Source organism: Paenibacillus sp. FSL H7-0756 (assembly GCF_038006765.1).
Taxonomy (GTDB): Bacteria; Bacillota; Bacilli; order Paenibacillales; family Paenibacillaceae; genus Paenibacillus_AQ.
In genome coordinates this window covers 89399-115154 of record NZ_JBBOVT010000001.1, presented here as the reverse complement: position 1 = coordinate 115154, position 25756 = coordinate 89399, and the positions used below count along the sequence as shown (strand labels likewise).

22 protein-coding genes and 1 pseudogene are annotated in these 25756 nt (G+C 54.2%); 17 read left to right on the top strand and 6 right to left on the bottom strand.

Annotated elements, in window-relative coordinates:
- Positions 1-80: 80 nt before the first annotated feature.
- Positions 81-689, bottom strand: a complete 609-nt coding sequence (locus tag NST04_RS00480; RefSeq protein WP_341182715.1) for a superoxide dismutase — start codon at positions 687-689, stop codon at positions 81-83.
- Between the two features lie 416 nt (positions 690-1105).
- On the opposite strand from NST04_RS00480, the gene NST04_RS00475 reads away from it, so the two are divergent.
- The 5 genes and pseudogenes from NST04_RS00475 (at position 1106) to folE (ending at position 4597) form a co-directional block, all read left to right on the top strand.
- Positions 1106-1525 (top strand): GNAT family N-acetyltransferase, encoded by a 420-nt coding sequence (locus NST04_RS00475; RefSeq protein ID WP_341182714.1) that lies wholly within the window; start codon positions 1106-1108, stop codon positions 1523-1525.
- 231 nt (positions 1526-1756) lie between these two features.
- On the top strand, positions 1757-2347 hold the full coding sequence (gene lepB, locus NST04_RS00470; RefSeq protein ID WP_341182713.1) for a signal peptidase I: 591 nt from the start codon (positions 1757-1759) through the stop codon (positions 2345-2347).
- Positions 2348-2382: 35 nt separating this feature from the next.
- Positions 2383-3573, top strand: a pseudogene (queG, locus tag NST04_RS00465) (tRNA epoxyqueuosine(34) reductase QueG); the annotation flags it as partial.
- A 119-nt stretch (positions 3574-3692) separates the two neighbouring features.
- Positions 3693-3938 carry a YneF family protein gene (locus NST04_RS00460; protein ID WP_076161298.1) on the top strand — a complete coding sequence of 82 codons (246 nt, stop codon included), beginning with the start codon at positions 3693-3695 and terminating at the stop codon, positions 3936-3938.
- 65 nt (positions 3939-4003) lie between these two features.
- Positions 4004-4597, top strand: a complete 594-nt coding sequence (gene folE / locus NST04_RS00455) for a GTP cyclohydrolase I FolE (RefSeq protein ID WP_341182712.1) — start codon at positions 4004-4006, stop codon at positions 4595-4597.
- A 418-nt stretch (positions 4598-5015) separates the two neighbouring features.
- On the opposite strand, the gene NST04_RS00450 is transcribed toward folE, so the two are convergent.
- Positions 5016-6203 (bottom strand): Fe-Mn family superoxide dismutase, encoded by a 1188-nt coding sequence (locus NST04_RS00450; protein WP_341182711.1) that lies wholly within the window; start codon positions 6201-6203, stop codon positions 5016-5018.
- Between the two features lie 186 nt (positions 6204-6389).
- On the bottom strand, positions 6390-7388 hold the full coding sequence (locus NST04_RS00445) for an alpha/beta hydrolase (RefSeq protein WP_341185147.1): 999 nt from the start codon (positions 7386-7388) through the stop codon (positions 6390-6392).
- Between the two features lie 285 nt (positions 7389-7673).
- Here NST04_RS00445 and NST04_RS00440 point away from each other — a divergent pair, with 285 nt between their 5' ends.
- The 3 genes from NST04_RS00440 (at position 7674) to NST04_RS00430 (ending at position 12054) form a co-directional block, all read left to right on the top strand.
- Positions 7674-8426 (top strand): IclR family transcriptional regulator, encoded by a 753-nt coding sequence (locus NST04_RS00440; RefSeq protein ID WP_341182710.1) that lies wholly within the window; start codon positions 7674-7676, stop codon positions 8424-8426.
- Positions 8427-8591: 165 nt separating this feature from the next.
- Positions 8592-10811 carry a response regulator transcription factor gene (locus NST04_RS00435; protein WP_341182709.1) on the top strand — a complete coding sequence of 740 codons (2220 nt, stop codon included), beginning with the start codon at positions 8592-8594 and terminating at the stop codon, positions 10809-10811.
- 223 nt (positions 10812-11034) lie between these two features.
- Positions 11035-12054 carry an ABC transporter substrate-binding protein gene (locus tag NST04_RS00430; RefSeq protein WP_341182708.1) on the top strand — a complete coding sequence of 340 codons (1020 nt, stop codon included), beginning with the start codon at positions 11035-11037 and terminating at the stop codon, positions 12052-12054.
- A 94-nt stretch (positions 12055-12148) separates the two neighbouring features.
- Here NST04_RS00430 and acnA read toward each other — a convergent pair whose 3' ends face one another.
- Complete coding sequence (gene acnA, locus NST04_RS00425) at positions 12149-14893, bottom strand: aconitate hydratase AcnA (RefSeq protein WP_341182707.1); 2745 nt, start codon at positions 14891-14893, stop codon at positions 12149-12151.
- Positions 14894-15202: 309 nt separating this feature from the next.
- On the opposite strand from acnA, the gene NST04_RS00420 reads away from it, so the two are divergent.
- The 8 genes from NST04_RS00420 to def all read left to right on the top strand — a co-directional run bounded on the left by NST04_RS00420 (position 15203) and on the right by def (position 22254).
- Entirely contained in the window at positions 15203-16231 is a 1029-nt protein-coding gene (locus NST04_RS00420) for an amidase domain-containing protein (protein WP_341182706.1), read from the top strand.
- A 19-nt stretch (positions 16232-16250) separates the two neighbouring features.
- Entirely contained in the window at positions 16251-17342 is a 1092-nt protein-coding gene (locus NST04_RS00415; protein ID WP_341182705.1) for a D-alanine--D-alanine ligase, read from the top strand.
- A gap of 47 nt (positions 17343-17389) precedes the next feature.
- The gene (locus tag NST04_RS00410; protein ID WP_341182704.1) at positions 17390-17707 is read left to right on the top strand and encodes a hypothetical protein; all 318 of its coding nucleotides are present in this window, start codon (positions 17390-17392) and stop codon (positions 17705-17707) included.
- Entirely contained in the window at positions 17704-18711 is a 1008-nt protein-coding gene (uvsE, locus tag NST04_RS00405) for a UV DNA damage repair endonuclease UvsE (RefSeq protein WP_341182703.1), read from the top strand. Before NST04_RS00410 ends, uvsE begins: the two co-directional genes overlap by 4 nt.
- A gap of 180 nt (positions 18712-18891) precedes the next feature.
- Positions 18892-19779, top strand: a complete 888-nt coding sequence (locus tag NST04_RS00400) for an inositol monophosphatase family protein (protein WP_341182702.1) — start codon at positions 18892-18894, stop codon at positions 19777-19779.
- Between the two features lie 16 nt (positions 19780-19795).
- Positions 19796-20086 carry a hypothetical protein gene (locus NST04_RS00395; protein ID WP_341182701.1) on the top strand — a complete coding sequence of 97 codons (291 nt, stop codon included), beginning with the start codon at positions 19796-19798 and terminating at the stop codon, positions 20084-20086.
- A gap of 207 nt (positions 20087-20293) precedes the next feature.
- A complete protein-coding gene (locus NST04_RS00390; protein WP_341182700.1) occupies positions 20294-21586 on the top strand; it encodes a stalk domain-containing protein in 1293 nt (430 codons plus the stop codon).
- Positions 21587-21690: 104 nt separating this feature from the next.
- Positions 21691-22254, top strand: a complete 564-nt coding sequence (def, locus tag NST04_RS00385) for a peptide deformylase (RefSeq protein ID WP_341185146.1) — start codon at positions 21691-21693, stop codon at positions 22252-22254.
- 432 nt (positions 22255-22686) lie between these two features.
- On the opposite strand, the gene NST04_RS00380 is transcribed toward def, so the two are convergent.
- The gene (locus NST04_RS00380; protein WP_341182699.1) at positions 22687-24003 is read right to left on the bottom strand and encodes a glutamate-1-semialdehyde 2,1-aminomutase; all 1317 of its coding nucleotides are present in this window, start codon (positions 24001-24003) and stop codon (positions 22687-22689) included.
- A 105-nt stretch (positions 24004-24108) separates the two neighbouring features.
- Positions 24109-25167: an LCP family protein gene (locus NST04_RS00375; RefSeq protein ID WP_341182698.1), complete on the bottom strand. Its 1059-nt coding sequence runs from the start codon at positions 25165-25167 to the stop codon at positions 24109-24111.
- Positions 25168-25269: 102 nt separating this feature from the next.
- On the opposite strand from NST04_RS00375, the gene bcp reads away from it, so the two are divergent.
- Positions 25270-25731, top strand: coding sequence for a thioredoxin-dependent thiol peroxidase (gene bcp, locus NST04_RS00370; RefSeq protein ID WP_341182697.1), 462 nt, complete (start codon positions 25270-25272; stop codon positions 25729-25731).
- Positions 25732-25756: the final 25 nt, after the last annotated feature.

Here is a 25756-nt window from a genome sequence, read left to right as displayed (position 1 = left end):
TATACAAAAAACAGGTTCACCCTTGCCGTTACGGCAGAGGTGAACCTGTTTGCTTAGAGCATCATGCTGAAAGCTGATGCTTATTTCGCGCTTTCGTAACGCTTGCCGACTTCTTCCCAGTTCACTACGTTCCAGAACGCCTTGATGTAGTCAGGACGTTTGTTCTGGTAGTTCAGGTAGTAGGCATGCTCCCATACATCGAGTCCGAGGATTGGAGTTGCGCCTTCGCTGATCGGGTTGTCCTGGTTCGGTGTGCTGGTTACAGCAAGCTTGCCGTCCTTCACAACGAGCCAAGCCCAGCCGCTGCCGAAGCGTGTAGTAGCCGCAGTAGCGAAGTCTTCCTTGAATTTATTGAAACCGCCCAGCTCGCTGTCAATGGCAGCAGCCAGTGCGCCAGTAGGTGCGCCGCCGCCGTTCGGTCCAATCACTTCCCAGAACAGGGTATGGTTGGCATGTCCACCGCCGTTGTTGCGGACCGCTGTGCGGATCGCTTCCGGTACAGCGTTCAGGTCGGTCAGAAGCTCATCGATGCTTTTGTTTTGCAGTTCGGGTGCCTTTTCCAGTGCGGCGTTCAGGTTCGTCACATAAGTGTTATGGTGCCTGTCATGATGAATCTCCATCGTCAATGCGTCGATGTGTGGTTCAAGTGCGTTGTTCGGATACGGAAGTGCCGGTAATTGAAAAGCCATGGAAAAATCCCTCCTGATTATATGTTGGTTTTGGTATATATCCGTTGAGATACTACTATTAAAACGCATCTGGAACAATAATGCAACACTAAATAAACATTATTGTTTAAAAAGTATTTTTTCGTCCTCAGCTCACCGAAAGTGTTAAGCCTATGTTAAACTGATAAGACTCGTAACCGGGACGTTTTGACTACTAGAATTTCCTAATACATGTTAAATATGAAACTATATTGAATGTAAACGCTTCATATCAAGCGCTTTCAAAAGAAAAATGATGATAACGCGAGAAAAGTGTGCTTTAATAGAGACAAAAGCAGGTATTCCTCGGTTTTTGATGCTTTTTTCCGTTTTATACTGTTATGGAAACTCCTTCTTTTTGTAAAATCATAAGCCATAGAAAAGGGAGACTTGAAAGTATGCACGTTCGTTCCTTTCAATTAAGCGATGTAACTCCAGTGACTGAATTGCTGCAGACCGCATTATCGGAAGAATGTTTCGAGAGCACGATCGAGCCCTTCTCCAGGCAATTGTCATGGGATTCTGATCTCATTGTAGTTGCTGAGGATGAAGGAGAAATCATCGGTGCGCTGATTGGTACGATTGAGAAGAATCACGGCTGTTATTTCCGCATTGCCGTCCATCCGGATTACCGCCGCAGAGGAGTCGGCAAGAGTCTTGTAGCGGCTATGGAGAGCAGATTTCAGGCGCGGAAGGTCAGCGGCATTTATGTTGCCGTCGATGAACACAATTCTTTTGCAATGCCTCTCTATGAAGCCATGGGTTATGACGAGAACCACATCTTCAAATCCGTGCGCAAGCTAAGCATTGTCGGGTAACTGTTGCTGAACCGCTGCTGTAAGCGGAATCAAAGGTCAGAGTAGAGAACTGTTGCAGGGCGGATACTTTGAATATGGGTATTCCTGCATAGTCTGTTTCATTATACTAAAGCATATCTTCCCTATGTCCATTGCAAATGGGCGGGAGATATGCTTTTCTATTGTTAAGGAACGGATAACCCAATCGAAGCAAGTAGGTGGCCTATGAACCGGGAGCTTGAAGAAGATTTCATGCGCAGCCGTAGACAAAGATACAGATCAGTAACGCATAACAAGTCCAGACAGAAGTCCGGAAGAACGTGGATCAAGGATATGCGGGAGTGGATCATTACGGCGGGGATTGTGTTCGCTGTGATGTCGCTGCTTAATATCTATGTGTTCAATGTGTCTACTGTAATCGGCCAATCCATGCAGCCTACCCTGTATCAGGGAGAGAAGCTGATTATTAATAAAATCGCCCTCAGCTTCGGGAATCCGGGCCGCGGGGAGGTTGTCGTCCTTCATGATCCCAGTACGGGACCCAGCCGCAAGGAATATCTGGTCAAGCGGGTAATCGGCATTCCCGGCGATATCATTGAAGTGCGGAACCAGCAGCTCTATCTCAACGGCAAGCTGCTGGATGAGCCATACATTGATACGTCTATAGAAGATCCCGATTTCAGCAGCCTGACGGTGCAAGCGGGGACCTACTTTGTCATGGGGGACAACCGGCATGCCGGAGCCAGCAAGGACAGCCGTTATTTCGGCGCTGTCGCAGGGGAGAGTATCGTGGGTAAGGTATCCCTGATCTGGTGGCCTATCTCTAAGATGAAGGCCCTGTAGAGCAACCTTATTCAATCTATAAAGGAGAGGCGGATATGCACCTCAACATCCAGAAAGGTTACGCTCCGCCTCCTTCCAGGTGGGAGGAACTTAAGGCTGAGATTAAGGCGGCTGCAGCTGAGCTCGGTATTGATGATATCGGGTTCACCACTGCGGAGCCGTTTTTATATTTGAAGAACATTCTCCAGGAGCATCGGGACAACGGCTATGAATCCGGGTTCGAGGAGCCGGATCTGGACAAGCGGACCGTTCCGGCCCTGCAGTCCGGGGAGCAGCCGCTCTCCATCATTGCCATTGCGGTGGCCTATCCCTCCAAAATGGAGGACCCGCCCAAATCCGAGCCGGGTGCGCGCAGAGGTATCCTGGCCCGCGCCTCCTGGGGCCAGGATTACCATCATGTGCTTCGGGAAGCGCTGGCGAAGCTGGAGAGCTTCATCCGTCAGCGCGTCCCGGATGCCGTGCTTGAGAGTATGGTGGATACGGGAGCGCTTGTAGACCGGGCTGTAGCAGAGCGGGCGGGCATAGGCTTCAGCGCCAAGAACTGTGCCATAATCTCACCCAAGTGGGGATCATGGATCTATCTGGGGGAGATGGTGACGAATCTCCCGCTTCCCCCGGACCAGCCTGTAGAGGAGGGCTGCGGCGATTGCACCAAATGCATCGACGCCTGCCCTACCGGCGCGCTGGTCGGCCCGGGGCAGCTCAATGCCCAGGCCTGTATCTCCTTCCTGACCCAGACGAAGGGCTTCCTGAGCGATCACTATATGACCAAGATCGGCAACCGGCTGTACGGCTGCGACACCTGCCAGATTGTCTGCCCGCATAACCGGGGCAAGAACTGGAACCACCGCCCGCAGCTTCTGCCTGACCCTGAGGTGGTTAAGCCGCTGCTGATGCCGATTCTGGACCTCAGCAACCGGGAGTTCAAGGAGAAGTTCGGCAGCAGCTCGGCGGCATGGCGCGGCAAGAAGCCGATCCAGCGCAACGCGGTCATTGCGCTGGGCAATTTCAAGGAGGCTTCGGCGGTGCCGAAGCTGACGGAGCTTCTGCTGAAGGAGCCCCGGCCGGAAATGCGCGGAACCTCGGCCTGGGCGCTCAGCCGCATCGGCGGCGAAGAAGCGCTGGCGGCTGTTGAGCAGGCGCTGAAGAGCGAAGAGGACAGCACGGTGCGCGACATGCTGGAGCAGGCTGTAGGCAAACTCCGGGAGCAGGGAGCGGCAGACGAAGAATGAACCGGCCGGCAGCGGGATTTGCCAATTGCTGTCCAGTTGTTGAAATGCTATGATAGATTCGCGTGCCTGAATAGGGTTATCGCCAGACAATAGAGTACAAAGGTGGATTACAGATGAATATTGCATTGCCTATTATTACGCTTGTGGTAGGTCTGATTGGCGGATTCTTCATCGGTGTGTATTATCTGCGCAGACAGATGACAACGATGCAGAATGATCCTGAAATGCTGCAGAAGGTTGCCAAGCAAATGGGGTATAACCTGAACGGGAAGCAAATGCAGCGTGCCCAGCAGATGATGAAGAATGGTAATCCGCCGGGACGGCCTGCTGCGGGCAAAGGAAATTCCCGCAAGAAGTAATGTAATAATGAGGAACGTATGAAATAGATAAGAGTCAGCTGCAGGTGCGGAAGGAGGGAGTTTTCATGGGGGGCATCAAGGAGTACAAGAACGGGAAGGTTTCTGTAAACCGGGAGCAGATTGAATATCATGTAGAGAAGATTCTGGAATTAATCGGTGAGGATACCAGCCGTGAAGGCCTACTGGAAACACCGGCCAGAGTGACCCGGATGTATGAAGAGATCTTCGGCGGTTATTCCGTTGATCCGCGCGAAGCGCTGGGCGTAACCTTCGACGAGTCTCATGAAGAGCTGGTTATTGTGAAGGATATTGTCTACTATAGCCAATGCGAGCATCACATGGCTCCATTCTTCGGCAAGGTGCATATCGGCTATGTTCCCAGCGGCCGCATTGCCGGACTCAGCAAGCTGGCCCGGCTCGTAGAAGCGGTCAGCCGCCGGTTACAGGTGCAGGAACGTATCACAGCCCAGATCGCCGACATCATGACCGAGGTGCTGAATCCGCACGGTGTCATGGTTGTAGTTGAAGGGGAGCATCTGTGCATGTGTGCCCGGGGCGTGAAGAAGCCGGGCAGTAAGACGGTTACGATGGCCACCCGCGGTTCATTCCGCGAGGACGCTGCGGCAAGAGCAGAGTTCCTGGCCCTGATCAAGGAATAGGAACGGATAAGCCCGCCTGCCACTTCGACAGTGGCGGCGGGCTTTTTTTGCGCGGGGAATGCGTGGGGCGACACGCCACAGCTTCTAATAAATTTAGAAAAATCCTGCAAGAAGTACAACAATGCTGTCCGATAGAAGCGCCCTATGCGGAAATCATGCACGAAATGCAACAAATGCAGCGCTAACTTGCTATAAGCACCTAAATTCCTGCAAATGATACAACAATACACCGCAACCAGTCATATTTCTAGAAAAATCCTGCAAAAATTGCAACAATGCTGCCTCAAACAAGCGGTCAGTGAGAGTGAATGCCCTCAGAATTGACCATAGAAATAGATACGCAGAACACCGCCATGAGAGGGGAAAATCCATCAGGATTTATGCGGCATGCGGCGGAAACCGAAGACACCACAGAGCCTTAGAAAGGCTCCCAGACCAGCTTGCGGGCAGCCCCGTAGCGCTCGGCGACATAAGGCCAGTTGACGACTCTCCACCAGTCCTGGATGTAATCGGCGCGGTTGTTCTGATGCTTGAGGTAATAGGCATGCTCCCACACATCGAGTGCCAGCAGCGGAACGACATCCCATTGGGACAGGTTCTGATGCTTCTCAGCCGTCAGAATCTCCAGTCTGCGGCTGCGCGGGCTCCAGACCAAGAGGGTCCATCCGCCGCCCTCGACTTTACCCGCGGCCTCAGTGAACTGGGCCTTGAAGGCTTCGTAGCTTCCAAAGCTGCGTTCTATGGCGTCCAGCAGGGCACCGGAGGGCCGGCCGCCTCCTTGCGGGGACATGACATTCCAGAAGATCGTATGCAGATAGTGTCCGGCCCCATTGAAAGCAAGCTCCCGCTCCCAATGCTTAACCAGATCGAAGTCGCCGCTCAGGCGCGCTTCCGCCAGCTTGTTCTCCGCCTTGTTCAGGCCGTCTACATAGCTCTGGTGATGCTTGTCGTGATGGATGATCATCGTCTTCTCGTCAATATACGGCTCCAGTGCATTATAAGCATAAGGCAGAGGGGGAAGCGTATGCCCGCCGATGGGAACCGGGCCTGCCTCGCGGGATTCCCATAACGGAACTGCGAAGCTTCCTGTTCCCTGAAGACTTTCTCCGCTTGCAGCCGGAGCGGGTGAAGGAGCGGCTTCAGCCTGCGCCGGCGGATTCATCCGCAGCATCCCGGGCCCGTAGTCCGCAGGGGTCAGAGCAGCCAGCACAGCGAGGAAGTATTCAGACTCCCGGATGAAGTGCAGCAGCGTGGTTCCTGCCAGGGGGAAGGCATTGACGGCGGCGCTGGCTGCCTTCATGGCCTTAAGATGCCTGATGAATTCGGCGGATTGGTCGCAGGCGGTGTGCAGCAGCAGCCCGGCTTCGGCGGATGGACTCCCGGGACCGCCAGTGTCCGGTGCCTGCGGAGTGGAAAGCAGATGCTGGGCCGCCTGTTCTGTAGCCAGGAATACAATGGCCCAGTCCTCCAGCAGCTTCACATAAGGCTCCTCTAGGCGTGGGATGATCTGGATTAGAACCTCGGCATGCTCCTTCTCCTGTTTTTTCCAGAAGGCGATTTCCCCTAGAATCTGTACTGGCGGCGGTGCAACGAATACATATGGCATGACATGTAGTCCTCCCGTCCTAAAGTTTCATCGGTCCATTATATGCGGGAGAGGAACAGCTTATGAGACTAGCCTGTGCGGGGAATCGCGGTGGACTGAAGGTCCTGGTGCCACGCACAGTAAAAGGCATGCACAGAATGTATCACAAGATACATCTGCACATGCCTTAGGGTAACGATAAGAAGCTTATTTGCTTGCGGTTGGATTGCTGTGGCTCCCGCCGATCTGGGCCAGCTGTACATTCCCGAGAAAAGCGGATACCCGCCGCAGATACTCACGCGGGTGCTCGCGGAACAGCAGCTCATGATGGCTGTTCTCCACAATCCATGAATCCGAATACGGATTGCTCTGGTTCGCCGCCAGCTCCTCGGCAATCGGATAAGGTGCCTTATCGTCCTTAGTGCCATGCATGAACAGCACCGGGAACGGATAATCCTCCGATTTGACCTTGGAATAAGGAATCTGATTCAGTCCTGTGCCGTTCAGCACCGGGAAGAGCATCTCCATAATCTCCAGCGAAGGCTGGCGGGGAAGATTGATGTTCTGCTTGATGTTATGGTACAGGGTGTCCGGCTCCAGCAGGAAGGTGCTGTCCAAAATCATCGCATCCACATCTTTGGTTACAAGTCCTGCCTGCAGGGCGGTGCCTGCGCCCATCGAGAAGCCCCAGACCACAATCTGGTCTGCCCCCTGCTCCTTGGCGAACTCAATGGCTCCGAGCAGCTGCTGGGATTCTTTTTTGCCGCCGGTTGCGATATCCCTGTCGGTCTTGGAGGCGAAGCCGTAGTCGAACATGACGACATTGAATCTCAGGCTGTGCGCATAGTGGGCCAGATCATACATGGGAACCCAGCTCTCTTCGCGGTTTGCGCCGTAGCCGTGACTGAAGACAATGGTCTTGGTAGCTCCCTTGGAAGGAATATACCATCCCTCCATCATCCGGCTGCCGTCCTTGGCAGGGAAGCTGATATCCTCGTAAGCGAGCCCCTTGGCCTGATAAGGATTGGAGTAGAGCGGGGCTACGGTAGGATTCGAGAGTACCCAGGCGATATAGGCATGCAGAGCGATGAAGCAGAATACAAAGAAGAAGAATACGGATAACAGCAGGGCCACAATGATGTGCTTGACGCGTATCATCCGAATCGGAATTAAGGTTGACGAAGCAGGCTTATCCTCGTTAGGCATACGGGAGACCGGCGCGCCGGGATGACTAGTTGCCAGATTCATAAGGTCCCCTCCTGGAAAAATTCAAGATTCAGAGCATGAATAGTTCATATATTTAATCGTAAATTTATGCCCTTACAAAGTCAATGGAAATGGTTCTTTTGTAATGTAACTGTAAACTGCGGACGGCTGATTATGGATACGGAATCTGCTGGACTTTATTTAGGCTTTTGCACTAAGATAGGGATATCTTAATAATTATGTAACCGGGTTTCAATAGGTGAAACATGTGAAGGGGAGATCGGGGTGGAAGACCGGAAGCTGACTGTACGCGCCGTAGAACGTGCGCTGGATATATTACTGTGCTTTACTCAGGATAATGATGATTATGACCTTAGTCTCACGGAGATCTCTGCGAAGATCGGCCTGCATAAAAGCACAGTGCACCGTCTGTTGACTACACTGGAGGAGAAGGGCTTCCTGCAGCGGGACGAGGGGACTGACAAATACCGCCTGGGTATCCGCATCTGGGAGCTGTCCACACATCTTCCGACGCTGAACGAGCCGGCGGCTCTTCTGCTGCCCGCCATGGAGCGGCTGCGCGACCGCCTGGGCGAGACAGTCAGCCTGTATCTGCGCGACAATCTGGAGCGTGTGCGCATTCAGGCGGTGCAGAGCCGCCAGGCTATCCGCCGGGTAGCCCAGATCGGTGCAAGGCTGCCGCTCTCGGTAGGCGCATCCAGCAAGGTGCTGGCTGCTTACGCGCCGCCTGAAGTGCAGGTCAGGCTGCTGGCCGACCCCGCATGGCCGGACAGCGTAGACCGCAGCCTGTACCTGGAGCAGCTGAAGGAGATTACCCGCCGCGGCTATGCGACCAGCTTCGAGGAACGGGAGCCGGGAGCGGCAGCCGTGGCTGTGCCCATCGCCGGCCGGGCCGGGGGCGTGGTAGCAGCGCTCTCGCTGTCCGGCCCGGTCAGCCGTCTGTCGCGGGAGACTCTGGAGGAATATGCTGTCATTTTAGCTGAGGCCGCTGCTGAAATGGGCCTAATGATGAGCTGAGCTGGAGGCCTCCGGCAGCAGATCCGCGCAGGAAAACTTTAGGAAATGCAGGCTATTCAGCCTTCGACATTCATTGTATATCTAGTTAAAATGGACTATCATTAGTAATGATTAGCTAAATTGAGATTGAAGAAATAAGAGGAATCCAGTGCACGAGGTGATGGGATGAAAGTAGTTATACCCGATTCACTGATGGGAGAAATTCAAGAGCTCCAGGATACGTTCGGCTCTGTTACGGGTCAGGCGCTTGTGCTTACGGATCAGGCCGGGAATGTGGTTACCCGCCCAACGCTGTCCGGAATATTCTATCAGAAGATGTTTAAATCTTTACAGGTCATAGAGCGGCCCTTCGAGCCTGCATTGCTCAGATTGGGCCCCTTATCATATCCTGCCATACTTGAGGAGTGGGTCCCCGGGCTGAAGTATGTGGTCAGTCCGCTGGTTCCTGACTATGGACAGACGTACTATTTATGGTCCGGCTTATATATGGAAGAAGGCACCCGCGGGCTTGTGCTGCAGGCGTTCGAGGCCAAGATGCGGAATCACCCTGACTATGACATGCTGAAGGATGTACTGGCCGTCATGCCTGAGCTTAGCCGGGAAGGCATCGTCAGCATCAGGGGGAAATTGAGTGTGCTCGGGAATGTGCTCTCCAAATTGCTGGCGGGGTGCGCAGTGAAGCCGCTGGAACAGAGACGGGGTCTGCTGATTTCCCAGCTGTTATCCAATCTGGAGAGTGAGTTCCTGAAGATAGAGGTTGTGCTGCAGCAGATGGCCGGTACGTTATCTGATGCAGAGCTGTATGCCTTTGCCCAAGAGGAGGAGGCCGGCCAGTTCAAGGTGAAATATTCTGCCGGCAAAGAAGCAGGACTCCTCATGAATGCCGGGTTCCAGCAAGGAGACGGTTTTCTGGGGCAGGCAGTTCTGGGCATGGAGCCCAGGCATTGGCAGAGTGTTGCCCAAGATTCGAGATCGTTATTCTTCACCCAGCGCGGGATGACGCAGCCGGAATATTTGTCATGCTATCCGGTGAGAATTCACAGCGGGAAGAGAGCGTTGCTGCTCGCTGTGGGCTTTGGGAAGAGCCGCCTGATACAGGACTATGCCCAGTACGAGCAGAATGTTACTGCGCTCCTGGGCTTATCCGGACGGGGGGAGCAGCTGGTACAGCGTGAAGCCCTGCGCAGGGAGGCCACCCTGCGTTTGAAGGAAGCTGCCCGCCTGCTGCCGCAGGCCGCATCCACCCAGGAGTTGGGCGCCGGGCTGCTGGATATGATTATGGGCATGCCTTTCTTCCCGTCATCGGTGCTCGTATTCTTCGAGGAGCAGCCGGACGATACCCATTACGCCAAGGGGTGGAGGACGGAGGAGATTATGCCGTATGTCCAGGACCTCCAGTCCCGTTACTCCTCGCAGGCCTTTCTCTCTTCTGCGATCATCAACGGGGAGGTGGAGGGGCAGGTCCTGCTCGAATGTCCGCTGATTGCCGAGAAGGTATTCAAGGGCATTCTGTCTGTGGGCTTCAGACGCCGCAGCGAAGCTGAGGAGTGGCTGTCCTTAACGGGCTGTCTTGCCAGTCTGGCGAGTACTTCGATCCGTCTGATCGAGAAGGAAGCCAGACATATGAAGCAGGCAGGGGTCTTCACCAGCCAGACGCTTCATTATCTCCAGCTCAGTAATCCCGAGCTGCACCGCCTGTCGGCAGAGGCTTCTGCTATGGCGTATGAGCTTGCCCGTTATACAGGGCTGCCGGAGCGGGAGTCAGAGCAGATGAGAACGGCTGCGCTGCTGGCTCCGTTCAGGCTGGAATTCCTGCATGGGTACGGATTCTACCTGGAAGAGCTTTCTTTGCTGAAGCAGGTGGACCAGTTTGCTTCGTTCTATTTTGAGATCAATAAGCCTTCGGTCTCTGTCACTGCCCAACTGCTCGTGCTGGTGCTTCATCATTCAGGCAAAGGCGCAGACAAGGAGCTGCTGGCGGACGCGGATCTGGAGTGGCTGAACCCCTCCCGCTTCTATCTGGATGACCATGTGGTCGGGGAGCTATACACTGAGCCGCGCAATACCTTCCAATCCTTTTTGCGCAGCCGCTCGGAAGCGATGCCCGTCAAAAGAGGTGTGTCTGCAGGGAAGCTGCTGAACAGTACAGCGCTGAAGACGCCCAAGGAGGAATGGGGAATCTCACCGCGTGAGGAGGAAGTGCTGGAGCTGATTATTCTGGGCAAGACGAATAAGGAGATTGCCAGCGCCTTGTTTATCAGCGAGCATACCGTCAAGAATCATCTAAGCCGCATTTTTAATAAAATGAACGTAACGGACCGTTCACAGATCATAGCTCTGGTCTATAAAAGAATATTCGATTCCGAACGTATCGAGATGTCCTGAAGGCCTCCTGAGGCTGCGATAATTTATCCGCTTATTTCAGAGAAATGCAATCCCCTTTCCAGCGAAAGGGGATTTTTTGCCGAAACGGTACAGTCCCTTAAAAACACAGCAAAGACGTTTCCACTTGCTGCGGAAAAGTACGGGGAGTTGTCAGTCTGCGAACTCTATGATATATTACTAATGATAATGATTATCAATATCATATATACATAGGGGGATTATCTTGCGATACTCTAAACAAAGTCTTGTCCTGATTGTTTTTACTCTCGTCATGGCTGTCCTGCTGGCAGCCTGCGGTTCATCGGCTAACTCCGGCTCTGGCTCCGGGACGGCAGCGAATGCACCTGCACCTGCAGCTTCTGAAGCACCCACGGCTGCTCCGGCTACTGGCAATTCTTCCGCTGAAGCAGAGATGGTTACTTTCCAGGATGGTGCCGGTGAGGTTCAAGTGCCTAAGAATCCACAGAGAATCGTGGATACTACAGCCTTTTATACAGGATATCTCCTGGCGCTGGGTGTGAAGCCGGTAGGGGTCATGCAAGGAGCCAAGGATAGTCCGTATCTTGCAGAGATGCTTGAAGGGGCAGAAGGGCTTGGTGATGATGTCACCCCGGAGAATATCCTGGCCCTGGAACCTGACCTGATTATTGTGTATACCGGAACAGAAGGCATCGATAAGCTGAAGGAAATCGCGCCTGTGGTACAGATTAAATATGGCGCTAAGAATTATAAGGATCAGATGCTCGACTACGGCAAGCTGGTGAACAAAAATGATGAAGCCAAGGCCTGGATCGCCCAGTGGGAGGCCCGCATTGCTGAGTTGAAGCCGCAGGTACAGGCTGCTGTTGGCAATAAGACCGTATCCATCCTGAATCCATATGCCAAGGGGCTGTATGTCTTCGGGCATAACTATGGCCGGGGCGGTGAGATTCTGTATGGTGAGTTCGGGCTGAAGGCTCCCGCAGAAGCGCAGAAGGAGGCCATCGACAGCGGAACAGGCTGGGCTTCCATTTCTATGGAGAAGCTGCCGGACTATGCCGGAGATATTATTTTCACCTGCCCATGGTCAGGGGATACTACAGACCCGAAGATTGTCTATGACAATCCGCTGTGGAAGGGGCTTCCGGCGGTCAAGGCAGGAAATGTATTCCAGCTGAATCCTGCCGCCGATACGTACAATGACCCGATCTCCCTGGAGAAACAGCTGGATTTCATTACGACCAGCCTGCTGTCGGTCAAATAGGGCATTCCTGAATAAGACAAAAAGCTGCGCCGGTATCAGACTGAAATCTGATACCGGCGCAGCTTGTATAATGATCTAGCCTTATGAAGCTGTCTTATTCTACCGGCTGAGCCGCTTCTGAAGCTGTAGCATCTGCCAGCATCTGGCGGAGTACCGTCTGCAGAATACCGCCATTGCGGTAGTAGTCGATATCTACGCTGCTGTCGAGACGGGCAATGACCGGGAAGTCGAACTGGGTGCCGTCTTCACGGGTAGCAGTGACTGTCAGCTCCTGTCCGGGAAGGACATGGTTGTCAAGACCGGTAATGTCGAAGGTCTCGCGTCCGGTCAGTCCCATGCTGCTCCAGCCATGGCCTTCCTGGAACTGCAGCGGCAGCACGCCCATGCCGACGAGATTGCTGCGGTGAATCCGCTCGAAGCTCTCAGCGATGACGGCTTTGACTCCGAGAAGGAGTGTTCCCTTGGCGGCCCAGTCGCGGGAGCTGCCTGTGCCGTATTCTTTACCGGCGATAACGATCAGGTTCTGTCCGGCCGACTGGTACAGCATGGAGGCGTCATAGATCGACATGACCTCATCGCTTGGCAGGAAGGTGGTTACGCCGCCTTCTGTTCCAGGAGCCACTGCATTGCGGATACGGATGTTGGCGAAGGTACCGCGCATCATCACCTCATGATTCCCGCGGCGCGAGCCGTAGGAGTTGAAGTCGGCGCGTTCCACGCCATGTCCCCGCAGATATTCTCCGGCCGGACCGGATGCTGTGATATTCCCGGCCGGTGAGATATGGTCGGTAGTGACGGAATCGCCAAGCAGCGCAAGTACACGCGAGCTTCTGATATCCTTAATGTCAGAGGCACCGTCTGCCAGATGCTCGAAGAATGGCGGATTCTGAATGTAGGTGGAGTTGCTGTCCCATTCATACAGCTCGCCTTCCGGTACCGGAATGTTATTCCAGCGTTCATTGGCCGTGAATACATTCTCATATTTGCTGCGGAACATTTCAGGACTGAGCGAGCGCAGGGTGGCTTCGCGGATCTCGGCTGTAGTCGGCCAGATATCGGCCAGGAAGACAGGCTCACCCTGCGGGTCATAGCCCAGCGGCTCGGTCTTCAGGTCAATATTCACTGTGCCGGCCAGAGCGTAAGCGACAACCAGCGGCGGTGAAGCGAGATAGTTGGCTTTGACCTGGGCATGCACGCGGCCCTCGAAGTTACGGTTCCCGGAGATGACTGCGGCAACCGTCATATCATGCTCGGTAATGGCTTCGCTGACTTCATCCGGCAGCGGGCCGGAGTTACCGATACAAGTGGCGCAGCCGTAGCCGGCCAGGTAGAAGCCGAGCGCTTCCAGCGGCTTCAGCAGATCCGCCTTCTGCAGATATTCCGTAACGACCAGCGATCCGGGAGTCAGGCTGCTTTTGACATATCCGGGCTTGGTCAGACCGCGTTCTACAGCCTTCTTGGCAAGCAGTCCTGCGCCCAGCATTACGCTCGGGTTGGAGGTGTTCGTACAGCTCGTGATGGCTGCAATGACAACCGCTCCTGTTGAGAGCTTGCTGCTGCTTCCGTTCTTGTGCTGAATCTCAACTTCTTCGGCAATCTTCTCGTCGCTGAGGCCATAGCCGCCCTTATCGACAGGTGTACGGATAATGCCTTCGAAATTCTCCTTCATATGGGTAAGCTCTACCCGGTCCTGCGGACGCTTCGGTCCGGCCAGGCTGGGAACCACAGAAGCCAGATCCAGCTCAATGATATCGCTGAACGTAGGGTCCGGTGTCTCTGCGGTGCGGAACATGCCCTGCGCCTTATAATAATCCCCTACCAGCTCTACCAGCTCATCCGGGCGTCCGGTGCTGCGCAGATAGGCCAGCGTCTCATCGTCTACAGGGAAGAAGCCGATCGTTGCACCGTATTCAGGAGCCATGTTGGCTACTGTCGCACGGTCTGCCAGACTGATGTTCGCCAGACCCGGGCCGTAGAATTCGACGAACTTGCCGACTACGCCTTTTTTGCGCAGCATTTGGGTAACGGTAAGGGCCAGATCGGTAGCAGTAGCGCCTTCCATCAGACTGCCGGTCAGCTTGAAGCCGACGACATCCGGGGTAACGAAATACAGCGGCTGTCCGAGCATTCCTGCTTCAGCCTCAATTCCGCCGACGCCCCAGCCCACTACGCCAAGGCCGTTGATCATTGTCGTATGGGAATCCGTGCCGACCAGGGAATCCGGGTAGACAACGGTCTCTCCGTCAATGGTCTTGGTGGCCGCCACAGAAGCCAGATACTCCAGATTCACCTGATGCACAATTCCGGTTGCCGGAGGAACCGCACGGAAATTATTGAAGGCGGTCTGTGCCCAGCGCAGGAAGCGGTAGCGCTCCTCATTACGCTCGAATTCTACGTTCATATTATATTCAAGGGCATCCGCCGTTCCGAACGCATCAACCATAACGGAATGGTCAATAACAAGGTCAACCGGTACAAGCGGGTTGATCTTCTTCGGGTCCCCGCCCGCCTTCTTGACGGTATCGCGCATAGCCGCGAGATCGACAACTACAGGCACGCCGGTGAAATCCTGCAGGACAATCCGGGCAGGAATGAACGGGATTTCCTTATTGCGGTCAATGCCGCCGGACCAGTTAGCCAGCTGCTTGACATGTTCTTCGGTAATCGCCCGTCCGTCATATTGGCGGACAGCCGCTTCGAGTAATACCTTAATGGAGAATGGCAGGGAGGAAATGTCGCCTGTACCTTGCTCCTCCAGAGCGTTCAAATGATAGTAGCGATAAGTTTTGCCACCTGATTTCAGGTTCTTGGCCAATGAGAAATGGTCCTTGCTTGGCATATATGCGCCTCCTCGTTTCATCTGGTGAAACTACATTTCATAATTTATATACTTTAAGTATAACGTTTACAATGGGGGGAGTAAAGTTTTTTTTGCTCCTTGATGTAAGGTATATTCAGGGTTCACACAGATGCATAGAACCCTCTGCCCCCTGACTTCCCTGCAGTTAAATCGCTCCCGCTTCCGTATAGGTGCAAGCAATCCTTCATATACATAGGACAGCAGCCATAATGGCGGTGATACCGTGAAGGAATATTCTTAGCTTACATCATATACATTCTTATCTGTGAACGAAAGGGCGGAGTATGAATGGAGCAGCAGTGGAAGAAAAGTCTCTATGTCTATGTGGACCAGCTGAACAAGGGGCGGGTTGCACCTGGCGCTGAGCCGCGCCACACCACGATCAGGGACCCCCGGTTCCTGGACGAACAGCGCACGCGTTCCCGCCGGATCGCCCAGTGGTACACCCGCCGGGGCATTACTCCGCTGCGCGGGGAGACGGGGGTGCGGACGCTGCGGACCGTGCGGCAGAACCCAGCTGAGGTGGTCGCCGATGTGGCGCTGCACAGCGCCTTCTATTACGAGAAGGGCGGGATGACGCACCGTGAGGATGTGGTGGAGTCGGAACGCCTGACCTTTGTACGTGAAAAGGACGGCTGGGAAATTGTGAACGTGGAGCGCCGTGTGCCTGAGCGGAATGGGGTACGCAAGGTGGTGGAGAAGGACCCGGCTCTGCGGCTCTCGGAGTGGGGAGAGGCTCTGTCCGATCCGCGTCCGTCCCAGCCGCTGCTGAACCGCCGTGTCCTGAAGGGCGCTAGTGGTGTTCGAGAGGTGCGCTACCGCCGGGAAGAAGCCGCAGCCTATGCTGACCTTTGGTGGAAGGAAGGGAACCCGGAGTTCGAGATTTTTGAGGTGGACTGCACCAATTACGTCTCTCAATGTCTCTTTGCAGGGGGAGCACCTATCAACTATACTGGTAAAAGAGAAACGGGCTGGTGGTACAAGGGCTATAATGGAGCCCAGGAATGGTGGAGCTTCAGCTGGGCGGTCTCCGACAGCCTGAAGCGTTATCTGAGCGGGAGCCGGGGAAGCGGGCTGCGTGCAGAGATTGTCGAGCGGCCGGAGCAGCTTCAGCTGGGCGACATTATTCAGTATGACTGGGACGGGAACGGACATTATCAGCACAGCACGATTGTTACCGCATTTGATGCGGGAGGGCAGCCGCTGGTGAATGCGCGGACGGTTAGCAGCCGTCACCGCTTCTGGGATTACAAGGATTCCTACGCCTGGACGGACCGGACGGCTTATCGTTTTTTTCATATTAATGACTATTTATAGTTCAGAAAGAGGTTAATGCATGGGGAACGCTAAAACTACCGTAGGACTGGTGTACGGCGGCAAATCCGGAGAGCATGAGGTATCGCTGCAGACGGCTTATGCGGTTATGAACGCTTTTGACTACGATAAATATGAGATTATTCCGTTCTATATCTCCAAGCAGGGGGTATGGAAGGTAGGTGCAGTGCTGGAGGCTCCCTTCCCCGCAATTGAGCAGCTTAAGCTCTCCGGGGTGGCTGGTGATATGGGCACGGCTCTGAATGCCTTGTTCAGCGGGCTCAGCGGAGGCGAGCAGGTCATCGACGTGATGTTCCCGCTGCTGCATGGTACGAACGGCGAAGACGGCACCATTCAGGGACTGTTCGAGATGGCGAATATCCCGTACATCGGTGCAGGGGTACTGGCTTCATCAGCGGGCATGGATAAGGTCGTTATGAAGAAGCTGTTCGGCGAGGCGGGGCTGGAGCAATGTGACTATTGCTACTTCAATGCTGTGAGCTGGAGACAGCGCAAGCATGAGCTGATTATAGATCTGGAGGATAAGCTGGGGTATCCGGTCTTCGTCAAGCCAGCCAACCTGGGCTCCAGCGTAGGAATCTCCAAGGCTACCGACAAGGAAAGTCTGATCAAGGCTGTGGACTATGCTTTCCGTTATGACACGAAGGTGATTATTGAGGAGTTCGTGGATGCGCGGGAAGTGGAGGTGGCGGTACTCGGCAATGAGGAGCCGGAGGCTTCGGTTCCGGGTGAAATCGTCTCTTCCGGTGAATATTATGATTATGCGGCCAAATACACTGACGGCAAGTCACAGATGCTTATCCCGGCACCTGTCGATCCCGAGGTAGCGGATCGTCTGCGGGAGTCGGCGATACTGGCCTTCAAGGCTATTGAGGGCAGCGGGATTACCCGGGCCGACTTCTTCCTGCGGAAGTCTGACGGCAAGATTCTTATTAATGAAGTGAATACCATGCCCGGCTTCACCCCGTTCAGCATGTATCCTCTGCTGTGGCGTGAGACCGGTGTGTCCTATAAAGTACTGCTGGACCGTATGATCGGGCTGGCGCTGGAGCGTTACCGGTTCAGACAGGGCCTGAAGTACGATAATGAATAAACCACGTTGATCGGCGGGAGTATTCCAGCCGGGAAGGAGAGAGATGCATGGGGTTTCAATCAGAATTCAATTCGGTGTGCAAGTTCAAGAATGAGCAGGAGCTGTACGAACTGCTGGAGTACGGACGTACCAAAATGGTGAAGCAGGGCTTCCGTGTCTATCCGACCGGCCAGAAGGTGATCGCCTATACCCCGGAGAATGTAGCGGTGGCCATTGTCAAAATTTCTGCGTCGATCGCAGAAATCAATTTTCAGGGCAATGAGGTTACGGCGGTGGAAATGGATCTGGTCCGTAAGCTGAATGAGGAAGAGTCACGCGTACAGACGGCTCTTGCCTTCGAGATGTTCTTCGGGGAAGAGGGATGATCGTCCGCTTCGGCTATGTCGCCATGTCTACGGTGATTCCTGACTGTTCTCCCTCCAAAACGATGACTATGGCAAGCTTTAACAAACTGGGCGACCGGGAGGCGGGCCTTCGTAAGCTGGAATCCATCGCCCGGATGAATCTGCATAATACGCTCCGTCTGCTGAAGCATAATGTCGGCTCGGATATTAAGGTCTACAGGCTCACCTCCAAGCTGGTTCCGCTGGCAACCCATCCTGATCTGGCGGACTGGAATCCGCTGGCTGCTCTTGCGGAGGAATTCGCTGAGGTGGGTAGCTATGTGAAGAAGCACGGGCTGCGTGTCAGCTTCCACCCGGATCACTTCACGGTGCTGAGTACACCGCGGCCGGAGGTGCTTGCAAGCTCGATCCGTGATCTGCAGCATCATACAGATATGCTGGACTCGATGGGGCTGCCGGCGACGGCTAAGAGCAATATCCACATCGGCGGCGCCTACGGGGACAAGCCTTTGTCTGCGGAACGCTTCTGCGTGCAATGCTCTGCACTGCCGCTTGCACTTAGAGAGCGGATGACACTGGAGAACGACGACAAGACGTTCAACGCGGTGGAGACGCTGGAGGTGTGCCGCAGAGTGGGACTGCCGATGGTGCTGGATATCCATCACCAATGGGTCAACAATGAAGGCGAGTTCCCCTGGGAGCTGTGGCCGGAGATTCTGAAGACATGGACAAGCCCTCTGGCGCTGAAGGATGTGCCGCCTGGCGCTCATCTGCCGCCGAAGATTCACGTGTCCAGCCCGCGCAGCCCGTCTGATCCGCGCAGCCATGCCGATGGGGTGGAGCCGGCACCGCTGGTTGCTTTTCTGAAACGGATTGCTGCGGATACTCCCGCCGTAGATGTGATGATTGAGGCGAAGCTCAAGGATGGCGCCCTGTTCGGTCTGATGGAGGAGATGAAGGGACTGGCTGAGGGCGGGAATGGAATTATGGTACTAAACGGAGCCAGCGTGAATATAGAACCATAACTGGCAAAAAACTTGACAGTTAGGCTTTATAGCGGTGCCAGCCATGACTTGATAAGTCAGCTGAAATGAGGTACGTTGAAAGAAAGTTGAGCAAGCATGTTCTAAGGCAGAGAAATGGTATCCTGCGGAAACAGTGTTCCCCGGGAGAACAATCATGCGCAAAGAAAGCGGAGTGAAGAGATGAGTCCTGTAAGTCCTGATAACCGAAATGAACGGCAGCCCTATGTAGTTACAAGCAAGGGACATACGGCGGCAGCCATCAATGCTGCGGCCAAAGCGGGGGAATGGATCAAGAGCAGACAAGGCCAGGTGAAGGAGCTGGGCAGTAAGACATCGGCCCAGGATCTGGTCACGGAGGTCGATAAGGGTGTGGAGCAGATGATCCGCCGGCTAATCCTGACCCATTATCCCGACCATGCCATCCTTGGCGAGGAGGGTGTTGAGCCTGGTGCGGAGGCATTGACGGCCGCCCTGGATGAAGCGCGGGAGCATGAGTACCTGTGGATCGTCGATCCGATAGACGGCACGACCAATTTCGTGCACGGCTTCCCGTTCTATTGCGTATCGATTGCTCTGGTGGTTAAGGGAGAGCTTACGGTAGGCGTGATCTATGATCCGATCCGGGACGAGATGTTCGTGGCCGAGAAGGGGAAGGGTGCATACATGCACGGGATTCCTACGAAGGTATCAGCGGAGACACTGCCGGGTAACAGCCTGATCGCTATGGGCTTCCCGCCGGACCGCGTGTTGGCCCAGCCGGCGAATATGGCCGGGCTGCAGCAGATTATGCCGCAGGTTCGCGGCATTCGTGCAGGAGGATCGGCGGCACTCCATCTGGCTTATGTTGCTGCCGGACGAGTGGACGGGTATTGGGAGGTTGGACTGAGCCCTTGGGATTGCGCGGCCGGGGTGCTGCTGGTGCTGGAATCCGGCGGCAAGGTCACGAATACGCTGGGCGATCCCTACGATATCAGCACACGCCATGTAGTCGCAAGCAATGGACGAATTCATGATTATCTGGTTACGTCCCTGCAGGCTGCAGATGCCACAGGCTTCAAGAAGCAGTAGGAGGGCTTACACTGTTATGAATGAGAATGAAGATCTGGAGCGGAGACTAAGCGAGCTTCTGGAGGACGGCGAGATGCAGCAGGCGGACCGGCAGGCCAAGGAGATCCGTCAGATTTCGCCCAAGTATGAGATTCGCATACAGACTACACTTGACCCTATAGTCGAAGAGACGCTTCGTTACCGCAAAATCGCTTATGAGCTGGATGACCGGTATGATAAATATGTGAAACGCTCAGACCAGGCAAGCGGTCAGCCAAGCACTGGCGGACCGAAGAAATCTTCAGAATCGGGCAGCGGGGAGCAATAAGCTGCTGCTGTTATCCCAGGAGCGGTTTTCCGAATAATCGGAAGACCGCTCTTTTGTGCAAATATAAGAATCTATATGTTTCACACGATAGATTATCCTTCTATTTCTCGCTGAAACGGTACCGTCCTTTAAAAGGATGGCAAAGCCGTTTCCACTTGTGCGAGGCGGGATGTTAGAATAGAATTATACTAATTTAGGAGGAATACGATGCTGAAGACATGGAGAAGGTTAATATCAGCTTCTACTAGCGGACTGCTGTTGTTCACCGTATTAATTAATGTGCATGCAGGTCCGGCGGATGCTGCTGCAGCAGCCGTGGCGCAAGGAACGGAGCAGGATGTCTTTCGTATCGTAGCACTTGGAGATTCCATTACTGCCGGGTATGAGCCTGGAATGACTGATCCCAGCGTGAAGCCGTACGGATACGCTGAGCGATTACTGGAGCAGGGCTGGTATCATGGGAGAAGTGAGCTTAAGAATTATGGCATCTTGGGCCTTAAGACAGCGGGACTGCTTCAATACACCGGAGCTATTAAGGACGGTGCGGCCATTACGCCGGAGGCCATTCAGCCAGGGCTGTCTGATCCGCGTACCTTGCAATTTGCCGCGCTGGCCCCGCAGATTAGAACAGAGCTCGCTGCGGCGGATCTCATTACCATTACCATCGGCGGTAATGATGTCAGCAGCCTGTTCTTGAATTACAAGACGCTGACTGATGCCGATTTCGCTTCCCAGCTTGCGGAGCGTCTGACGGAATACAGCAGTAATGTAACAGCGCTGCTGAAGAATGTCCGGGAAGTGAATCCGCAGGCAACCATTCTGCTGGCCGACCAGTATCAGCCTGCTCCAAAAATCGCTCTGGGGGCTTCGTATGACAAACTGATGAATGCAGCTGCACAGTTCACCATCGCGGCTGAGAATATCGCGGCTACCCTGAACCAGGCAGGCGCTCCTCTTAAGGTAGCTCATGTAGCCGCGAAGTTCGCCGGTGTAGAGGGATCGCTAACTCATATCATCGGAGCCGGGGCGGCAGACTTCCATCCTACGCAGCTTGGATATGAACGGATTGCTTCTGTATTTGCTGAGCTGCAGTGGGGGGAATACCGTACGCCGGCAGTAACGGCGATGGCTTCGGAGACAGCACCGATGTCCATCGTGGTGAAGGGTAAGGAGCTGAATACACCCAATAAGCCCATTCTGAAGAACGGGCAAAACTTCCTGGCGCTGAAGGATATTCTGAATGCGGTCTCGGCGGACGGCAAATGGGATAACAAAACCTCCAGCGCGACCGTAATTTACGGCGGAAGAACGGTGGTTATTACAATCGGCTCGAAGACCATTAAGGTGAACGGTGCGGATGTGGCGATTGATACTCCAGCTTTTCTGCACAAGGTCGGTAAAGAGGATAAAACCTATCTTCCGCTCGCCGCGCTCGCTACCGGACTGGGCTTCGATGTGAATTACAGCAGCAAACTGCGGACAGCTTTCATTAATCCGTAGTCGCGCATAATCTAACCATAGCATCATCAAATCAGTCCCGTAGTGGAAAAGGTGGATGAACCCAGTTGTCTAGTATAAAGTATAATGCGGATTACATCATCACGATGGAGGATATCATACGGGAAGGCGACCCTGTCCTGCGTTCGGTAACGCAGCCTGTACAGTTGCCGCTGCAGGCGGAGGACCGCGGTGCGCTGCAGAGCATGATGCAGTTCCTGAAGAACAGTCAGGATGCCGAGATGGCTGCCAAATATAAGCTGCGCTCAGGGGTAGGCTTATCCGCCAATCAGATCGGACTATCGAAGCGGATGTTTGTCATGTATTTGAAGGATGATAACGGCAAAAATGTGGAATATACCTGGGTGAATCCTAAGATTACCAGCCATTCGATGGCCATGGTCTATCTGCCGGAGAGCGAGGGCTGCCTGTCTGTAGACCGGCCGGTGCACGGCTTCGTACCGCGTTATGAGTCTGTGAAGGTCAGGGGCTTTGATCTGAACGGCGAGGTGATAACCCAGAAATTCAAGGGTTATCAGGCGATCATTATCCAGCATGAGATGGATCATCTGGACGGAATGATGTTCTACGACCGGATCAATCCGCAGAATCCGTTCAAGCTTCCGCAGGATGTGGAGATCCGCAGCCTGTATGAGCAGAAGGGCAAGTAGCGGAGGGTGGCGGATGAGCCTCGCTTAAACGCTGTATCTGTTCGTAGCGTATCTGTCCGTTTGGATAAGCCAATCGACTTTTAAATGATGAATGAGGGGGTGTCTCAGGCCATGTGCATGGCTGTTGAGACACCCCCTCATTGTTATGCAGGAGCCCTGCCGAACCGGGACGCTCCTGTATAGGAAAGGCTCTATTATCCTGCGTGATGGACTGGGAGGCCCTTATCCAGAGAAAAATTACAAATCCTCAGGCTAGGCGGACACGGAGGACGTTAACTTATCACTTTTTGGTCTCTATCAGCTGAAAAGACAGGGTTAAGAGCTTCTGAGTCCGCGCTAGGCGTAAAAATCGGATTTATCGCAACAATAGCGTCTTCTCTGTCCGCATAGGTCTATGATAAGCGTATTGAGGAGCATGGCCGGCGCTGCGGATTACTTCTCCGCAGCCATAGCCGCGAACGAAGCCTCTGCTGCTTCGAGGGTGAGGTCGATGTCGGCATCCGTATGGGCGGTGGTCAGGAACCACGCCTCATATTTGGACGGGGCCAGGTTGATGCCCCGGCTCAGCATATGCCGGAAGAAGCTGGCGAACATTTCACCATCGGTATCCTGTGCTTCTTCATAATTCGTAATGGGATGGCTGCAAAAATGTGTGGAGAAGGCGCCGCGAATCCGGTTGATGGTGAGCGGAATGCCGTGACGGTCAGCGGAGGTCTGAAGTCCTTCGGTCAGCCGGATGGCCAGACGCTCCATCTCGTCATAGACGCCTTCTGCGCTAAGCACCTCCAGGCAGGCAATTCCTGCCGAGATCGAGGCAGGGTTACCGGCCATCGTGCCGGCCTGATAAGCAGGGCCGAGCGGAGCGACCTGCTCCATGACATGCTTGCGTCCGCCGTAAGCACCGATCGGCAGCCCGCCGCCGATGATTTTGCCGAGGGCCGTCAGATCGGGAATAATCTCCTCATGATTCGCAAGACCGGCATAGGTCTGGGTGGAGCCATAGTGGAAACGGAAAGCGGTAATCACTTCATCATAGATAACCAGGGAGCCGTTCTCGTGCGTCAGCTTGCACAGGCCTTCCAGGAAGCCCGGCTGCGGCATAACCATACCGAAGTTGCCGACAATCGGCTCAACCATAACGGCAGCCACATCCTGGCCCCATTTCTCCAATGCTTCACGCAGGGCATCCAGATCATTAAAGGGAACGGTGATGACCTCTTGGGCGATGCTGGCCGGAACGCCTGCGCTGTCTGGAATACCCAGGGTCGACGGGCCTGAGCCTGCGGCTACAAGCACAAGGTCAGAGTGGCCGTGATAGCAGCCGGCGAATTTGATGATTTTGCTGCGCTTGGTGTAGGCGCGGGCGACGCGGATGGTCGTCATGACGGCTTCTGTACCGGAGTTGACGAAGCGTACTTTGTCCATCGAAGGAATGGCTTCCTTCAGCATCTTGGCCAGCTTGATCTCAAGCCGGGTTGGTGTTCCGTAGAGCAGTCCGTTCTGCGCGGCCTCTGTAATGGCAGTGGTGATATGCGGGTGGGCATGTCCGGTTATGATCGGGCCGTAGGCGGCCAGATAATCAATATATTCATTGCCGTCCTCATCCCAGAAGCGTGAGCCTCCGGCGCGTTTCATGAAGACAGGAGCTCCTCCGCCTACGGCCTTAAAGGAGCGGGAGGGGCTGTTCACACCCCCGACAATATGCTGGAGAGCTTCCTCGTATAACTGTTCTGATGTGCTGCGGTTCATAGATAATGTTCCTTTCTTCTTGGCTTGCGCCCATGGGAAAGGGCGAACCGCGGCTGATTCCCGCTGTCCGCCCGCCCCGTGTGCCAAGCATGGTTATATTGGATGTTACTTTGTTACCGGTGATGCTGTAGGACTGCTGCCTGGTGAAGCCTCTGCTCCAGGAGTTGGCGATGGTTCCGGTGCAGTGAGTGTATCCTCTACGAACTGCTTCAGTGCCTTCTCGCTGCTGAAGCTTATCACCTGGGAGCCGTCCTTGAGGGTCTTCTCCCGGATCAGCTTCATCGGCGGAATCTGCTCGCTGCCGCCCATAGAGCTGTCATAACCTACAGCGCCCAGCTTCCACATGTCGCTCGCGTCAAGGTTCGTGTCGATATAAGGCGTAACCTGACCGAGAATATTCGGCAGCTTGATGATCGAAGTGGTACTGATCACCTTGTCCGCCACCGCCTTAAGGAAGCCGCGCTGGCGCTCGGTCCGGGTGAAGTCGGAGGTGGCATCATGGCGGAAGCGTACATACTGCAGCGCCATTTTGCCATCCAGGTGCTGGAAGCCTTTTTTGAGATCAATATCGTATTCAGGCCCGTCTGCCTTAGTGGTGTAGCGCATGTCCTTCTCGACCTCATAGTCCACACCGCCCACGGCATCCACCAGCTTAATGAAGCCCTGGAAATCGGTATAGACATAATATTGAATCGGAATGCCGAGCAGGTCGCTTACCGTCTGCATCGCCGTATTGGGTCCGTAAGTAATGGCGGCATTGATCCGCTGGGTCCCGTGGTCGGGAATATCAACATACGTATCACGCAGAATAGAGAAGACATAGAATTTCTTCTTCACCGGGTCCAGAGAGGCCACCAGCATGGTGTCGGAACGCGGCACCTCGCCCTTCTTCACCCCGCGGCCATCCACGCCCATGAGCAGGATGTTAACCGGCTCTGTGCCCTCCCATTCAGGGGGCTGAACCGCCTCCGCCGAGGCTGTAGGAACATTAGCAAACGGAGAAGCTTCGCCTGTTTTATGAAGGTTATCCAACTGGTTGTAAATAGCAGTGAAATAGTAAACCAGACCTCCGATAATTAAAAGGAGTATGATTGCCAGAGTCCAGAGCAGCGTTTTCTTCTTTGACTTGCCGGCTTTTGCGTGCCGGTTCTTTCTTGGCGGCATTTCGTTCGTCCTTTCCAGTTCACATTCTCTACATTATAATTTCTTTTGGGAAGACACGCAATTTCAGAAATCATTAACCATATTACAAGGAGTGAATAATAAATGAATATCACTATAGGGGACAAGGTTCCGGACTTCACACTCCCTGCGTCAACAGGGGCTAGCATCAGCTTAAGCGACTATCGCGGCAGGAAGGTGCTGCTCTATTTCTATCCCAAGGACAGTACTCCGGCCTGCACTCAAGAGGCTTGTGATTTCCGCGATGCCCACGATACCCTTGCCGCTAATGGGGCAGTTGTACTTGGAATCAGCGCCGATCCTCTAGCCTCGCACAGCAAATTTATTGCCAAGAACAGCCTGCCCTTTCCGCTATTGTCCGATGAGGACCATGCAGTGAGCGAATTGTTCGGGGTATGGCAGCTTAAGAAGCTCTACGGCAAGGAATTCATGGGCATTGTCCGCTCTACTTTTCTGATTGATGAGGAAGGCATTCTGAGCGCAGAGTGGCGAAAGGTCAGAGTGAAGGGCCATGTAGAGGCCGCATTAGAACAAATCGTGAAATAATTAAGTATGCTGGGAATTAATTGTA

Excerpts from the sequence above, each read along its gene's own strand:
- NST04_RS00480 (WP_341182715.1), bottom strand. The coding sequence starts at position 689 with ATGGCTTTTCAATTACCGGCACTTCCGTATCCGAACAACGCACTTGAA.
- NST04_RS00475 (WP_341182714.1), top strand. The coding sequence starts at position 1,106 with ATGCACGTTCGTTCCTTTCAATTAAGCGATGTAACTCCAGTGACTGAA.
- lepB (WP_341182713.1), top strand. The coding sequence starts at position 1,757 with ATGCGCAGCCGTAGACAAAGATACAGATCAGTAACGCATAACAAGTCC.
- NST04_RS00460 (WP_076161298.1), top strand. The coding sequence starts at position 3,693 with ATGAATATTGCATTGCCTATTATTACGCTTGTGGTAGGTCTGATTGGC.
- folE (WP_341182712.1), top strand. The coding sequence starts at position 4,004 with ATGGGGGGCATCAAGGAGTACAAGAACGGGAAGGTTTCTGTAAACCGG.
- NST04_RS00450 (WP_341182711.1), bottom strand. The coding sequence starts at position 6,203 with ATGCCATATGTATTCGTTGCACCGCCGCCAGTACAGATTCTAGGGGAA.
- NST04_RS00445 (WP_341185147.1), bottom strand. The coding sequence starts at position 7,388 with ATGCCTAACGAGGATAAGCCTGCTTCGTCAACCTTAATTCCGATTCGG.
- NST04_RS00435 (WP_341182709.1), top strand. The coding sequence starts at position 8,592 with ATGAAAGTAGTTATACCCGATTCACTGATGGGAGAAATTCAAGAGCTC.
- acnA (WP_341182707.1), bottom strand. The coding sequence starts at position 14,893 with ATGCCAAGCAAGGACCATTTCTCATTGGCCAAGAACCTGAAATCAGGT.
- NST04_RS00420 (WP_341182706.1), top strand. The coding sequence starts at position 15,203 with ATGGAGCAGCAGTGGAAGAAAAGTCTCTATGTCTATGTGGACCAGCTG.
- NST04_RS00415 (WP_341182705.1), top strand. The coding sequence starts at position 16,251 with ATGGGGAACGCTAAAACTACCGTAGGACTGGTGTACGGCGGCAAATCC.
- NST04_RS00410 (WP_341182704.1), top strand. The coding sequence starts at position 17,390 with ATGGGGTTTCAATCAGAATTCAATTCGGTGTGCAAGTTCAAGAATGAG.
- uvsE (WP_341182703.1), top strand. The coding sequence starts at position 17,704 with ATGATCGTCCGCTTCGGCTATGTCGCCATGTCTACGGTGATTCCTGAC.
- NST04_RS00400 (WP_341182702.1), top strand. The coding sequence starts at position 18,892 with ATGAGTCCTGTAAGTCCTGATAACCGAAATGAACGGCAGCCCTATGTA.
- NST04_RS00395 (WP_341182701.1), top strand. The coding sequence starts at position 19,796 with ATGAATGAGAATGAAGATCTGGAGCGGAGACTAAGCGAGCTTCTGGAG.
- NST04_RS00390 (WP_341182700.1), top strand. The coding sequence starts at position 20,294 with ATGCTGAAGACATGGAGAAGGTTAATATCAGCTTCTACTAGCGGACTG.
- def (WP_341185146.1), top strand. The coding sequence starts at position 21,691 with ATGGAGGATATCATACGGGAAGGCGACCCTGTCCTGCGTTCGGTAACG.
- NST04_RS00380 (WP_341182699.1), bottom strand. The coding sequence starts at position 24,003 with ATGAACCGCAGCACATCAGAACAGTTATACGAGGAAGCTCTCCAGCAT.
- NST04_RS00375 (WP_341182698.1), bottom strand. The coding sequence starts at position 25,167 with ATGCCGCCAAGAAAGAACCGGCACGCAAAAGCCGGCAAGTCAAAGAAG.
- bcp (WP_341182697.1), top strand. The coding sequence starts at position 25,270 with ATGAATATCACTATAGGGGACAAGGTTCCGGACTTCACACTCCCTGCG.